Here is a 14618-nt window from a genome sequence, read left to right on the forward strand (position 1 = left end):
ATTGTTCCGACAACTTAGCAGTAAAAATTAATGAAATTTACTTCACTTTCAGCTTTTTTGGGCCAATCGACCGATTTGCAGACGGATTTTATCCTTTTTTGTACGGCCTTCTGTCATAATAATTTTCACACGACCGCTCCCTCGTATCGATAAAATATCCCCTTCTTGTAATTCAAAGGCAACTGTATCTCGCTCTGTCCAATTGACACGTACTTTATTCCCAGTAATCAAAGCTTGTGCCTTTTGACGTGACACATTTAAAATGGTAGCGATAATCACATCTAAACGCATGGATGAAACAGTATGAGATTCCTCAAACCACTCATCCTCATTGAAGAGAAGTGGCTCGTCTTGCTTTAAAGATTCAACATGTACCTTGACTTTACCAATACCCGTTAAATGCAAACGAACATAATCTGCTACCTCTTGTGCTACTACAAATTGCACCTGCTGCTCATTGACACGTATATCACCAAATTTACCACGATTCAAGCCTAATGATAACAAGGCCCCTAACACATCTGGATGCCGGAGCTGGACAAATTTCATAGGATAGTGAATTGTAAATACTGTCAGCTGAAAGTCTTCCTCCATAACTTCATAGTAAGCAGGATAAATAAGCATACGCTGTCTCTCTGCCCCGTCAAATAACCCTGCACATGCCGTTTTCAATGTGTCGTCCTGTCCGATAATAGATGTCACGATAAAACGCTGTCTGGGATCAAGAAAATCTGTTAGCTTAGGTGCATAGCGATCCTCTACCTCACGCTGCCAACTTATTACTTGTTCAATAAACGGTTGTTCATCTTTTCGAAAATGCTGAATTAAGTGTTCCATCTCGTTGTCTCCTCTTTCACTAGTTCTATATGCTTGGTGGGCTGGATGAACATAGTATTTCCAAGTTATGACGTCTTTGCATCATTGAGTATAATTTTTTTACATTTACTTGAAAAGCTCTTTTTTCCACTGGGGCAGTCTCATTATACAAGGATATTTGAACACCCGTTAAATAAACCTTTATCACCCTCTATTTTTTTGAACCACCGTTGCTCTTTCCGTACAAAAACATTGCTAAATAAAAAATCCCCACCTAAGAGTGAGGATTTACTGCTAAACGAACATAAGAAATATTTTCTGGATGACTATAACAAGCCCTCGTTCAATAAAATTCAACATGAAGATAGCCACAATTGGTGAAATATCAATCATTCCAAGTGGTGGAATGAACTTTCTGAAAATCCCTAAATACGGCTCACACACTTTTTCAAGCATACGTCCAATGGCTGAATTTTGAGCGGCAGGCACCCAAGACATTAAAATATAGCCAATTAGCATAAATGAATAGATTCTAAATGCTAATGATACATAACCAAGTATTATAAAAAAAGTCATATAAACTACAATCCTCGCTATTAATTATCGTCTAAAATAAAGTTTGTAATTTCACCAGTCACTTCTACATTATCTGGCGTACAAAGGAAGATATCTTTACCGATACGTTGGATATCCCCGGCAAGTGCATAGACTGTACCACTTAAAAAATCAATAATGCGTTTACCTTGCTCTCGTTCAATACGTTGTAAATTGACAATTGCAGCACGCTTATTTTTTAAATGCTCCGCGATATCTTGTGCTTCTGCATAAACTCTAGGCTCAATTAAAACAACTTTTGCTCCCTTAGAGCTCATAGCTGCCTGCAAGCTTACAATGTTGTTAGGCGTTGCTGAACTTTGCGGCATAATTTCTTGAATAGGCGCCCTACGCTCTTTAATCGTTTTTTTAGGCTTTACGGAATGAATCGGTTGCTGTTGTTGTATGGGCTGTTGCTGCTGAATAGGAGCTTGCGTGATTTCTTCTTCTAGTTCTTCTTCAAGGTAAAAGAAGTTTTTAATTTTATTTTTCATGCTCATCCTGTTCCCCTCTTTCATTTCCAACAAGAGCCGTTCCGACTCGAACAAAAGTAGCCCCTTCCTCTACCGCAATTTCAAAGTCATTAGACATGCCCATTGATAACTCGGTACAAGGTGCGTGTGCGAATCCTTGCTCGGCTATTTGCTGTTGACATTGTTTTAATTGCTTGAAAACAGAGCGAATGATTGCTTCGTCTTCTGTATTTGGTGCCATGGTCATTAAACCTACAACTTGAATCTTTGTAAAACTCTTTAACGCTTCTACAAAAGGCAAAACTTCTTCGATACTTAAGCCATGTTTTGATTCTTCACCCGAAACATTTACTTGTACAAAACATTTAACTGGCCGATCTGCTCTTTTTTCAATTTCTTCTGCCAGACTCAAACGATCTAAGGAGTGTAAATAATCAATGCTGTTAATGACTTGTTTTACTTTACGTGTTTGAAGTGACCCGATATAATGCCAATGTACATCAGCATGAATCTCTGCAATTTTACGTTGCAGGCCTTCAGGTCTATTTTCTCCTAAATGAGAGAGTCCTGCATCAATTGCTTCTTGTGTTCTTTCAACAGAAACTTCTTTCGTTACGGCAATTATTTGGACTTTATCACCCTGACGATTGCCTTTTTTTTCTGCTGCTGTTATTAAATCATGTAGTTTGTTTAAATTTGTTAAGATTTTTGTCACTGTTTTTCCCAACTTTACAACAATAGTTTCTTTTATTGTAACAAGCAATGCTTGATTTATCAATGAATAGCCTGACCTATGTCAGTTTACATTCACCACAATTTTATTAACATATGCCTTAGGAAAGTGCTTTAACTAAAATAACATCCTTGCCAACGACAAGCACATCTTTCATATACACTTTTCTTACAGACTCTTCCCCTTTAAAAAAACCAAGATATTTACGAGGCTCTGCAATCAAAAATGCTGTCACATAGCCCGTTTCTTTTGAGACTTCAGCATCTATTACAAAACCTATAAATCGCCCATTTCCTGCTTCAATCACTTCTTTTTGCTGTAATAATGAAAAACGCAATGACATACCTCCTCTATTCTTTATTTTTGTACATTCATTTCTATCATCAAACTTAGCTGTTACTTTATATTTATGTATCACTTGTTCATTGAATGAAGATAAAATGCGCACCGAATAATCCGATGCGCATTTTTTTATTTGTAATCTTTTTGCATTGTTTCAATAGCATTTTTTTCAAGACGTGAAATTTGTGCTTGGGAAATCCCCAATTCCTTCGCGATTTCCGTTTGCGTTTCGCCATAATAGAAACGTTTTGCAACGATCATTTGCTGACGTTCATCTAGCTTTTGCAAGCTTTCCTTTACCGACACGTAGGCAACCCATTGATCCTCTGATACATCATCATCACGTAATTGGTCCATCATATAAACAGCGTCTCCACCGTCTGAATAAATGGGCTCCTGTAATGAAACTGGATCTTGAATGGCATCTAAAGCGAATAAAACATCTTCTTTTTTCATGTCAATCATCTCAGCAATTTCTTCAATCGTTGGTTCACGCAAATTATCGGTTATCCATTGCTCTTTTGCCTGCATTGCCTTATAAGCTATATCTCTTAGAGAGCGCGATACACGCAATGCATGATGATCACGCAGATGGCGACGAATTTCACCAATAATCATTGGTACAGCATATGTCGAAAATCTTACATTATGCTTTAAATCAAAATGATCAATGGCTTTCATGAGCCCAATACAGCCCACTTGAAATAAATCATCTGCCTGTTCACCCCGATAGGCAAATCTACCGACAATACTAAGCACTAACCTTAAATTGCACATGACAAGCTCTTCTCTAATCTCAGTTTCTCCAGCTTGTAAACGGATGAAGAGTTCCTTCATTTCCTCGTGCTTTAAAATTGGCAAAGTCGATGTATCTAAGCCGCAAAGATCTACTTTTGTTCGCATATTCGATTCCTCCGGATGTTATTCTCTGACTAAACCGTGACATCAGTTTGTCCGAGAGAAACAAGAATATGCACAAAAGCTGCGACCAATTTTAGGCAGGTTAAATTTCCCTTTCTACGAAATCGGTTGATTTAAATTTTCACGTAAATCTTGAATAATTTTCTTTTCTAATCGGGAAATATATGATTGCGATATGCCTAAATGATCTGCCACTTCTTTTTGAGTCATTTCAACTTTTCCATTGAGACCAAAACGACATTCCATAATATACCGCTCTCGCGCACCTAATAAATTAATCGCATGGAACATATGCTGACGTTCAATTTTCTTCTCAACATTATCAAGAATAATATGCTCTTCTGTTCCTAAAATATCTGACAGTAATAATTCATTTCCATCTGCATCAGAATTTAGTGGTTCATCTAGTGAAACTTCACCCTTCATACGACTTGTTTTTCGTAAATGCATTAAAATTTCGTTTTCAATGCAACGTGATGCATATGTTGCAAGCTTAATATTTTTATCAGTATTGAACGTTTCAATCGCCTTAATTAAACCAATCGAGCCTATGCTGATTAAATCTTCTATTGGCGTGCCTGTGTTATCAAAACGTCTTGCAATATATACAACAAGACGTAAATTACGTTCAATTAGTGTGTCTCTAGCACGTAAATCACCGTTCATAAAGGATGCAATGACTGTAACTTCTTCTTCTCGACTTAATGGCACTGGCAATGAATCATTTCCCCCTATATAGTACGTTTCACGACTCCGAAACTTACTCCATAATTTTTTCAAGCTAGCAAGTAGCCTAAGAAGCAATAGTTCTCCCCCTCTATGAGTTATTTGAAAGCGCTGAAAAATGTAAAATTGCTGCTGTGCTATGTGGAAAATTTTTAGCTTTCTTGGTTAAAACGATATATTCATTCGTTTTCACTTGTGAGGGCTCCCCCTTTATATGCCACTCATCAAAACGAAAACCAAGCACTACGGTTTGCTGCTGTACCGTATTAACATGAATAAATCGTATATAACGCTGATAATCTTCTGAAAACATGGATACATTGTACGGATCTGTTTCTTGCCATTCTATTAATGATTGACGGAACGCTGAAGGTAAATGTGGCCGTAAAGCTGTATAGGAAACAAAATGAACCGGCTTTCCTGATAATGGCTCAATAGCTTGATTACCTGTATCCACAAAAGCAGAAAGTGGTATGGTTGCCCCAAAAATTTTTAAAGTTGTATCAAAAACAAATTGACCACTTAAGCGTTCTAGCTTTACAAAACCCCATTGCTTGTAGAATGCAATAAGATTTAAAACTGCAAGTAAAAAGCAAATCATAATAAAATGGGTAACAGAAAGATTTTTCAAAAAAGGTTGTAGAGCTGTTAATAAACCGCCAATAACGATTGTTGCTGTTAATACAATAGGACCTTGCTTCTGAAAACTTCGAATCTTGAAGTGAAATGCTATACCAATTAGCAATATAAAACTAAGAATCGTCGTCCACAGCATTTGACCGCCAATGACAGCTACAAAACTACTACAAATTGAACTCATTAATAATCTTGAATTCTTCACCAAGACCCCTGTTACTCTTGCCGTAAACGTGAGTATTGCTAGATTAAAAAGCGTATTAATGAGCACCAGCCATTCTCCATACATAACAGCCGCCTCCTACTTACAAAGTTAGCACGTTATTCCCACAAATATTGTCAAACAATCGCATCATTTCCTGAAAATGTTTTGACAAAATACATGGTTTCCTTACACATTTGAACAACATGTTATGCAATATAAAAAGCTCGTACCCTACCTAAGTAGAATACGAGCTTTCTAGAAGATTTATGCTTGTTTTATCCGCGATTTTTGCGGTTACGTAAAAATGCAGGTACTTCAAGCATGTCATCCTGTGCATAATGTTGCTGATTTTGACGTGGCTGCTCTTGTTGAACATGCGTTTCTTGTCGTTGTTCACGAATCGGCGCCTGTTGTTGTGGAGCAGATTGTCTGTTTATGTTGAGTGACGGTTTTGCTGTATTACGTTGTTGCTGTAGTGCTTCTTCAGTGAAGCCAGTCGCAATAACTGTAACAATGATTTCATCTTTAAGATTTTCATTAATAACAGAACCGAAAATCATATTTACTTCTTCATCTGACGCAGAAGCTACGATATCTGCCGCTTCTTGTACTTCAAATAAACTTAGATTTGAACCACCTGTAATGTTCATAAGGACACCTTTAGCACCATCAATTGACGATTCAAGCAATGGACTTGAAATTGCTTTCTTCGCAGCTTCAGAAGCTCTATTTTCGCCTGTTGCGATACCAATGCCCATTAATGCTGAACCTTTGTTAGACATAATTGTTTTCACGTCAGCAAAGTCTAAGTTAATAAGACCAGGTGTTGCAATTAAATCCGAAATACCTTGTACACCCTGACGTAAAACATTATCAGCTTCTCTGAAGGCTTCTAACATTGGTGTTGATTTATCAACAATTTGTAAAAGCTTATCGTTCGGAATCACAATCAGTGTATCTACTGATTCCTTCATGCCACCAATTCCACCGATTGCTTGTGTTTGGCGCTTACGTCCTTCAAACGTAAATGGGCGTGTGACAACCCCTACTGTAAGGGCTCCCAATTCACGTGCAATTTGTGCAATAACTGGGGCTGCACCAGTACCTGTTCCGCCACCCATACCGGCTGTCACAAATACCATATCTGCCCCACGAAGAACTTCTTCTAGCTGTTCTCTGCTCTCTTCAGCAGCTTTTTTTCCTACTTCAGGATTTGCACCTGCACCTAGTCCACGCGTTAATTTAGCACCAATTTGTAGCTTTATTTCCGCTTTGGATAAGTTTAATGCCTGTGCATCTGTGTTCACTGCGATAAAGTCAACGCCTTGTACACCATGTTCTATCATTCGATTGACCGCGTTGTTACCGCCGCCACCAACACCTATGACCTTTATTACTGCAAGTTCATCAACACTTGTATCAAATTCTAACATCTCTTTTTCCTCCCACGGTAACTCGACTCTGTATCATTCATTACGCATTCTAGTTAATCAAAAAACTTATCAAATAATTTTTTTGCTTTCCCGATTACGCTTTCTTTTGGTTCTGAAGGTGTAGAATACTCTTGCTTTTTATTTATAGCTGGTTGAGCCCCTACAGCTGCATATTCAACAGGTTGCGTATTCGTACTCTTACCGTAAAAATCATCTTCTAAATAGGCGTAACGAATAAGTCCAACTGCCGTCGCAAATGAAGGCTCTCTAACGCCAATATAATCGGGTGTATAGATTCTTACACGCGTTTGTAGAATTTGACGTGCCAATTGGGCTATTCCTTCAAGCTTTGCAACGCCACCGGTTAAAACAACGCCACCTGGTAAATCTCGAACACCTAAACGCGCCAACTCATCAATCACTAACTCCAATAATTCTTCTAATCTAGCGCCAATAATTTCTGAAATATAACGCTGACTGTACTGATCAGTTGAATCTGTACCTACAACAGGCACTTCAAAGACTTCATCATCAGATGCATCGTCATAAAAGGCATGTCCAAATTGGTGTTTGATCTGCTCTGCTTGTTCTGTTGGTGTTTTTAAAACGATTGAAATATCTTTCGTTATATGATCACCACCAACTGGTATGACACCCGTATGCGTTAACAAACCCTCTTCAAATACCGTGATTGTTGTAGATCCGCCTCCTAAGTCTATAAAGGCAGTCCCTTGGTTTTTTTCATCTTCAGTTAATGCAAAGTAGCCTGATGCTAATGGCTGCAAATATATTTCTCGTATACTTAAACCAGCTCGTTCTACACAGCGAAGAACGTTGTGTAGAAGTGTTTTGGAAGTCGTTATCATTGTTGCATCCATCTCAAGGCGGATGCCAATCATACCACGAGGATCTTTAATTTCATCAAGGTTGTCTACAATAAACTGTCTTGGAATGATGTTAACTAATTCACGTTCAGGAGGTATCGACATGACTTGTGCAGATTCTACCACTCTGTCTAAATCATCATCTGTAATTTCTCTATTTTCACTATTCACAGCGACAACACCTTTAACTAGCTGTAACATCGTCTGGTTAGCTGGAACGCCTAAAACGACTTCATGAATTTGATAACCTGTCATTCGTTCGGCTTGTTCTACTGCTTTTCGAATAGATTGTACTGTTGCATCAATATCAACAATTGCACCTTTTCGAACGCCATTCGATTTTACATTTCCGACGCCAATTACATGTAATTGCCCGTCACTCATTTCACCTATTAATACCTTGATAGAGGAGGACCCAATATCAAGTGAAATGTATAAATCTTGCTGATTCAATTCGCTGCACCTCCTTGAAAAATGCTCTTATTTTCATTCTATTGTAAATTTGGCATAATGTCTAAGCAAATCGAGTATTTTGGTCAATTTTTCTCTCATTCTATGGAAGTTCTTTTTCTCTTGTGACGTTTTTCATCTAAGCGGGTTAGTAATATACGCCTAATTATTGCTATATTTTGGAACAAACGTACTCCAAAAGCGAAAATGGCTGCTAAATACAAATCAATCCCTAAGTTCACGCCTATAAAGGCTAAACCCGCTGCTAGAACTATATTAAAAAAGAATCCTGATACAAATACTTTATCGTCGTAAACTTGCTGTAATTGCGCGCGAATACCACCAAATAATGTATCTAAAGCTGCTAAAACAGCTATTGACAGATAATTTTCATACATAGAGGGGATTTGTATATTTGTTAACAAGCCAAGGGCAAGTCCAAATAGCAAACCTAAAAATGGTAGCCACATATATTAATCTCCTTTTTTTACCTCTGCTAAATAATCATTTGTCAATGGCTGATCAAATGCTGGAATTTGTAACTGCTCAGTTGGCTCTTCAATCACTAAATTAAAATTATCTAAATAAAATGAGTCTACAAATGTTGAGGCTTGTAGTGAATTATACAATTTTTGTGCTGCTTTATAATTGCTTGTCCCAACATGAATCTCGAAAGTAGGGGAAGACAATGGTATACTATTCACTGTTGTCTTACCATTTATATCCCGAATGGCTGTTGTTTGTACAACACGGTTGCCATCGATGGAAACACTCGTAGCATCATTTTTAAAAAGTGTATTTAATAACTGAGTTAATAAATCGGGTGAAATTTCTTTAATTTCATACCCCATTTCAATTAATTCTGGTGCAGGTTCAACATGTAGTATGACGCCTGCCCCCATAACTTCTGTTAATCCTGCCTGTAGCTTTAAACGATTTAATGTTTCATTTAAAGCTGCTTGCTGATTTACTTTCTCAGATTGCTCATAGCGATCCACTACTTCATGAAGTGAGCGAATTTCTGCCAGTAATGCGGAATGTCTTTGTTTTTCTTGTGCTAATTCCTCTCTTATTGCCCAAATATCTCGTGTATCTCGCTCAGCTGGTTTTTGTATGGTATTGTATTGTACCGCTATCATCAAACCGATAATAAATAGCACGATCGTTATTCGGGTGTACATATTTCTTTTCAAAATAGCCCCTCCTAGACGTATCGCATGCCCCGCAGAATTCATATTTGAATTGTAAATACTACAATCGTCTATTTATCTGGAGGCTAAGTTAGACTTTAAGTAGGATCAATAAAGCTTGTCCTTAACTCTCTACTTTTACTTTTGGCATTGTCAGCTTTTGATTTTCTTCCAATGACACGATAATATTGTCATTTAATAGCTGATCCACCACACCACCATTTAAATTTAAAGAAGCCATTAAAGTTTCTGAATCACCTACTGCTTCTATCACAAATGGCGCTGGGTGCTGTGTCCCATCAATTGTTATCACTGGTCCATTACAGCGAATATAGGAATTAGCCATAACACGTTGTCCATTGATAGCAATGGCTTGAGCACCTGAAATTTTCAGTTCGTTCAACAATTTAAAAACATGGCTTTCATGAACGATATAATCATTTGGATTCAAAGATTTCGGATCATAGTCTCCATCTTGAAGAGTTACACGTATGCCTTTTCCCTCACTTTTTAGTTCACCAAGTAATAAACGTAAATCCTCTGCTTGTTCAACAAGCTTCTTATAATCCTTTTCATTTGAAGCAAATGATTTTTCATACTTTCGAATCTGTTCTTGTAAATTATTTAGCTCTTCTGTAAGCTCTTTATTGCGTTCTTGTTGAGTGATTAACTCCTCACGATAAGAGTCCTCTTGCTCAAAAAGCTCTGAATTAATAGTGCCTGCTTCCCGATTGTCTTTTGCTTGGTTGTATGAATAGCCTATGATAAATCCTGTTGTTACACAAACAATTAGTAATTCAAATTGTTTTCTAGAAAAGAAACTCCCTTTGCTATTCTTCTTGTTGTTCATCTTCCGTCACTTCCTGGTTAACCATTTCCCCATCTGCACTTGCTTCCAAGTCAATACTTATCTTGTTGTACTCCTCATTAAAAGGACGATAGTATGAACCGACCTCTAAATCGATCACACCTTTTTCTAAGTTGGCAATTTGCGCAACGATCGAGGGGTAGTAATCTAACTTTTCCGCCAGCGTCTGAATCACAGCACGTACTTCATAGCCATCATTCATATAAAGCTTGACCGCATTTGGATTCGCATCATTACTATTCGTGTTAACTTGAGAAATTAAAGCCAAAACTTCCGGCTTTAATTGCGCTAGCTGCTCAACAAGCTTATTAATGGTTTTTTCACCGGTTATCCCGATAAAAACAGGTGCATCAATTGGTGTATCATTACCAGTTTGTTCAAAGCGTTTGCCGTTTTCTAGCAAAGGATAGTAGGTGCCGTCTCCAGCTAAGTACGCAACCTTTTTCCATTCTTTTATTTCAATTGTAACGCCTTGTAGCCAGTTACGTTTAACATGTGCTTCTTTTACCCATTTATCCTTTAATAAAATCTGCTCAACATCTTCCACTTTGAAACCCCACATTGATTTACCTGGAACAAGGGTACTTGTCTCCAAATAATATTCGTCATTCGCTAGCTTAGCACCATGAACTGTGATTTTCTTGATATTGCTATATGGAGATTGAAAATAAAGGAGTACTGCTAACACAATAAAGAAAAGTAATATTAGCACTATAAATTTCCGGTTAGTACGCTTTTTTCGTCGCTTTTTAAGCGTAGGTATGCGATCTTCTATATCGATTACTTTCTCCAAAAAGTACTCCTCCTTTATATTTATTTCGCTAATTGATAAATAATACCTATTATTAACCACATTGTTACTAAAGATGTACCTCCGTAGCTAATAAAGGGCAATGTAACACCCGTTACTGGCACTAAACCTATTACGACAGCTATATTTAGAAATGCTTGCACCATCAACATCGTAACAAGCCCGATAATCGCATAATAGGATGTTCGATTTTTAGCCTGTACAGCAAATTTATAGCCTGCATAAATTGTCAGTACAAAGAGCGCTAAAATGACAAGGCCACCAATTAATCCGACTTCTTCTAAAATAATCGCGTAAATAAAATCATTTTGTGGTTCAGGTAAATAAAGGAATTTTTGACGACTTTGACCAAAACCATGACCGAATATCCCTGCTGGACCAATTGCCATTAAGGATTGCACTGCTTGGAACCCACTTACTAGGGGATCTGCCCATGGATCAAGAAATGCTTCTATACGCTTTAGACGATACGGTGCTGTTGCAATGAGCCCTACCAATCCAGCAACACCAACTAGCATAATCATGGCGTACAGTTTTAGAGGATAGCCAGCGACAAAAAATAATAAAAACACAGAGACAACAAGAATAAATACTGAGCCGAAATCAGGCTGCAACATAATAAGGGCAACGGGTAGTAGAAGAATCGCCCCATGGCGCCAATTAACAATCGGTTTTCCTGTTTTATGTTGCGCTAATATATGACTCAAGTACACAATGACTGTAATTTTCGTTAGCTCTGCTGGCTGAATTGTTAATGGACCTAAACCAATCCAGCTTTGCGAGCCATTTCTCACAAGCCCAATACCTGGAATTAGTACGAGAACAAGTAAAATTAACGAAAATATATAGGCCATTTTCCAAAAGGACTGCTCTCTCAAAATATTTAATCGAATCGTGATTAAAAATACGATAATGGCTACCACAAAGTATATGCTTTGCTTCATATAAAACGGCATTTTTCCACTATAATGAACGGCACTCCAGTAGGTACCTGCAGAATAGACGAAAACAATGCCGATTATTGATAGCATCAAAGTTGTGACGAGCAATAAGTAACTTTCTTTACCTCTCAGTAATGCCATCCTTCCAAGTCAAGTATATTCTAAAATAGTTACAGGCTCATTACAGCTTCATTACAGCATCAATAAAAACATCTCCGCGTATTTCAAAGCTGTCATATTGATCCCAGCTTGCACATGCTGGAGATAGTAAGATAATATCTCCCTCTGCCGACATCGGTGCTGCATAGTGTACAGCGTCTTCTACATTTTGGGCAATGACTGTCTGTTGGACACCACACGACTTTGCAAATTCTACAAAGCGTAAGCCTGTTTCTCCAAATGCAACAACACCTTTTACATGCTGCATACAAGGGCGAAGTTCTTCAAAAGAATGTCCACGATCTAAGCCACCTGCGAGTAAAATAATAGGTGCTTGGAAAGCATCTAAAGCACTCTTTGTTGCTAAGCAGTTGGTTGCCTTAGAATCATTGTAAATCTTTCGACCATTCCATTCGCGAACGAATTGTGTACGGTGACGAACGCCACCAAAAGTCGCTAACACCTCTTCCATCTTCGCCTTGTCACAGCCAACTAAAATACAAGCTGCAACGGCTGCTAGGATGTTTTCTAAATTATGCTTGCCAGGCAGGGCGATATGAGCACGCTCCATATATGGCTCACCTTGCCAATAAATCGTTGTCTCATCTGCACTAATGCCGCTTGTAGTACGTCCCTTTGAACTGAATGGAACTTTTTGAGCATTCGATTGTGCTGCATATCCAACAACAATCGGTTGATCCGCATTATAAATAAAATAATCACTATCATCTTGATTACGTGTCACACCAAACTTTGCTCCAGCATAATTGTCAAATGTCCCATGATAATCAAGATGTGCATCATAAAGATTTGTTAAAATAGCGATTTTTGGCTTAAACGTTTTTATTCCCATCAATTGGAATGAAGACAATTCAGTTACAATGATGTCATCTTTATTAGCTTCTTTTGCGACACCACAGGCTACTGTCCCAATATTCCCCGCAATTAGAGGATTTTTACTCCCACTATTTAACATATCAAAAATTAAAGTTGTCGTTGTGGTTTTGCCATTTGATCCTGTTATACCAATAAATGGCGCATCGCTAATTAAATAAGCAAGCTCAATCTCTGTCCAGACAGGTATTTCACGACGAAGGGCATCAGCCACAATTCGATTGCTATATGGTATCCCAGGATTTTTGACTACTAATTCAAAGCCTTCATCTAGTAAATCTTCAGGATGACGACCACAAATCACTGTAATCCCCTTTTGTAATAAACCTTGTGCATCTGGACTTTCATCAAATGGTTTGGAATCATTGACGGTTACAAAGGCGCCAAGCTCATGTAAAATTTCAGCAGCGGCTACACCACTCTTTGCTAGACCTAACACAAGTACTTTTTTATGTTGTAAATCTGTATAGTTTTTCATTAGAACGCCTCCGATAAGACTGCAATCAATGCTACTGCTAGAGCAGTTGACCAGAAGACAAGCACGACTTTCCATTCTGACCAACCTGATAATTCAAAGTGATGGTGGATAGGACTCATTTTAAAAATACGCTTTTTGCGAAGCTTAAAGCTACCTACCTGTAAAATAACGGATAATGTTTCGATAACAAACACTAAACCAACTAGCAAAAGCAAGAATTCTTCCTTTACTAGCACAGATACCATCGCTAATGCCCCACCTAATGCTAACGAACCCGTATCTCCCATAAATACCTTGGCAGGATTGGCATTAAATAATAAAAATCCTAATAAAGCACCTGTTACAGCAAATGTAAATAGTGCAATATCCGCTTGATTTTGGAAGAGCGCAATAACGCCAAATGCTGCAAAGGCAATTGAAGCAGTGCCTGCCACTAGCCCGTCTAAACCATCCGTCAAATTTACGGCATTGGAGAAGCCTACTAGCCAGAAAATTAAAAAGGCTACATAGAATACCCCAAGATCTATTGTCCACTCAGTAAACGGAATAGCGAGCGTTGTATCAAATGATCCTACATACAGCAGGAAATAAGCAAGAATAGCAATAACAATTTGACCAATCAACTTCTGAAGAGAAGTTAAACCTAAATTTCTTTTAAATACAACTTTTAAACCATCATCCAATAAACCTATTAAACCAAACCCTGCTAATACTAATAAAAGTACTACGGTTTGTGTCGTTAATAAATCTAAAAAGCTACCTACACCAACAGTTGTAAGGACGATAGATATTAAAAAAATGATTCCTCCCATTGTTGGTGTACCAGCTTTTTTCATATGTGATTTTGGTCCCTCTTCACGAATACTTTGCCCAAACTTTAGACGACGAAGAAGTGGAATACTAATTGGTGCCAGGATAACTGTTACTATAAAAGCAAGAGCTAAAATGGTAAGTGTTGTTGCGAGTTTCATTGAAAAATCTCCTTTAAATCTTGTTTCACTTTCTTCTTTAAGAAAAAAGCATAAACTTTCATTTATTTATTACTACCCTTCATAATAATAGTG

17 protein-coding genes are annotated in these 14618 nt (G+C 37.8%); all 17 read right to left on the bottom strand.

Annotation, left to right across the window (positions count from 1 at the left end; translation table 11 throughout):
* Nucleotides 1-48 precede the first annotated feature (48 nt).
* Nucleotides 49-837 carry an RNA-binding protein gene (locus MHI34_RS02345; protein WP_058843471.1) on the bottom strand — a complete coding sequence of 263 codons (789 nt, stop codon included), beginning with the start codon at nt 835-837 and terminating at the stop codon, nt 49-51.
* 273 nt (nt 838-1110) lie between these two features.
* Entirely contained in the window at nt 1111-1392 is a 282-nt protein-coding gene (locus tag MHI34_RS02350; RefSeq protein WP_058843470.1) for a YggT family protein, read from the bottom strand.
* Between the two features lie 20 nt (nt 1393-1412).
* Nucleotides 1413-1910: a cell division protein SepF gene (locus MHI34_RS02355; protein ID WP_036125175.1), complete on the bottom strand. Its 498-nt coding sequence runs from the start codon at nt 1908-1910 to the stop codon at nt 1413-1415.
* Entirely contained in the window at nt 1894-2598 is a 705-nt protein-coding gene (locus MHI34_RS02360; RefSeq protein ID WP_036125178.1) for a YggS family pyridoxal phosphate-dependent enzyme, read from the bottom strand. Before MHI34_RS02360 ends, MHI34_RS02355 begins: the two co-directional genes overlap by 17 nt.
* Before the next feature lie 118 nt (nt 2599-2716).
* Nucleotides 2717-2959 (bottom strand): YlmC/YmxH family sporulation protein, encoded by a 243-nt coding sequence (locus MHI34_RS02365; RefSeq protein ID WP_230593885.1) that lies wholly within the window; start codon nt 2957-2959, stop codon nt 2717-2719.
* A 128-nt stretch (nt 2960-3087) separates the two neighbouring features.
* Nucleotides 3088-3861, bottom strand: a complete 774-nt coding sequence (gene sigG, locus MHI34_RS02370) for an RNA polymerase sporulation sigma factor SigG (protein WP_004227313.1) — start codon at nt 3859-3861, stop codon at nt 3088-3090.
* 114 nt (nt 3862-3975) lie between these two features.
* Nucleotides 3976-4683: an RNA polymerase sporulation sigma factor SigE gene (gene sigE, locus MHI34_RS02375; protein WP_009373518.1), complete on the bottom strand. Its 708-nt coding sequence runs from the start codon at nt 4681-4683 to the stop codon at nt 3976-3978.
* A 13-nt stretch (nt 4684-4696) separates the two neighbouring features.
* Nucleotides 4697-5530, bottom strand: a complete 834-nt coding sequence (locus MHI34_RS02380; RefSeq protein WP_036125177.1) for a sigma-E processing peptidase SpoIIGA — start codon at nt 5528-5530, stop codon at nt 4697-4699.
* A 191-nt stretch (nt 5531-5721) separates the two neighbouring features.
* The gene (gene ftsZ / locus MHI34_RS02385) at nt 5722-6879 is read right to left on the bottom strand and encodes a cell division protein FtsZ (RefSeq protein WP_058843469.1); all 1158 of its coding nucleotides are present in this window, start codon (nt 6877-6879) and stop codon (nt 5722-5724) included.
* Nucleotides 6880-6932: 53 nt separating this feature from the next.
* The gene (gene ftsA / locus MHI34_RS02390) at nt 6933-8216 is read right to left on the bottom strand and encodes a cell division protein FtsA (RefSeq protein WP_036125235.1); all 1284 of its coding nucleotides are present in this window, start codon (nt 8214-8216) and stop codon (nt 6933-6935) included.
* Between the two features lie 95 nt (nt 8217-8311).
* Nucleotides 8312-8683, bottom strand: a complete 372-nt coding sequence (locus MHI34_RS02395; protein ID WP_036125237.1) for a small basic family protein — start codon at nt 8681-8683, stop codon at nt 8312-8314.
* Nucleotides 8684-8686: 3 nt separating this feature from the next.
* Nucleotides 8687-9406: a DUF881 domain-containing protein gene (locus MHI34_RS02400; RefSeq protein WP_058843468.1), complete on the bottom strand. Its 720-nt coding sequence runs from the start codon at nt 9404-9406 to the stop codon at nt 8687-8689.
* A 121-nt stretch (nt 9407-9527) separates the two neighbouring features.
* Nucleotides 9528-10253 carry a DUF881 domain-containing protein gene (locus tag MHI34_RS02405; RefSeq protein ID WP_036125243.1) on the bottom strand — a complete coding sequence of 242 codons (726 nt, stop codon included), beginning with the start codon at nt 10251-10253 and terminating at the stop codon, nt 9528-9530.
* Nucleotides 10234-11064: a cell division protein FtsQ/DivIB gene (locus MHI34_RS02410; protein WP_036125245.1), complete on the bottom strand. Its 831-nt coding sequence runs from the start codon at nt 11062-11064 to the stop codon at nt 10234-10236. The genes MHI34_RS02405 and MHI34_RS02410 overlap by 20 nt, the downstream gene beginning before the upstream one ends.
* A gap of 20 nt (nt 11065-11084) precedes the next feature.
* Nucleotides 11085-12164 carry a putative lipid II flippase FtsW gene (ftsW, locus tag MHI34_RS02415; protein ID WP_058843467.1) on the bottom strand — a complete coding sequence of 360 codons (1080 nt, stop codon included), beginning with the start codon at nt 12162-12164 and terminating at the stop codon, nt 11085-11087.
* 40 nt (nt 12165-12204) lie between these two features.
* Nucleotides 12205-13554 (bottom strand): UDP-N-acetylmuramoyl-L-alanine--D-glutamate ligase, encoded by a 1350-nt coding sequence (gene murD, locus MHI34_RS02420; RefSeq protein ID WP_036125250.1) that lies wholly within the window; start codon nt 13552-13554, stop codon nt 12205-12207.
* Nucleotides 13554-14525 carry a phospho-N-acetylmuramoyl-pentapeptide-transferase gene (gene mraY / locus MHI34_RS02425; protein ID WP_036125252.1) on the bottom strand — a complete coding sequence of 324 codons (972 nt, stop codon included), beginning with the start codon at nt 14523-14525 and terminating at the stop codon, nt 13554-13556. Before mraY ends, murD begins: the two co-directional genes overlap by 1 nt.
* Between the last annotated feature and the right edge of the window lie 93 nt (nt 14526-14618).

Source organism: Lysinibacillus sp. FSL L8-0126 (genome assembly GCF_038630385.1).
GTDB classification, from domain to species: Bacteria; Bacillota; Bacilli; order Bacillales_A; family Planococcaceae; genus Lysinibacillus; species Lysinibacillus fusiformis_D.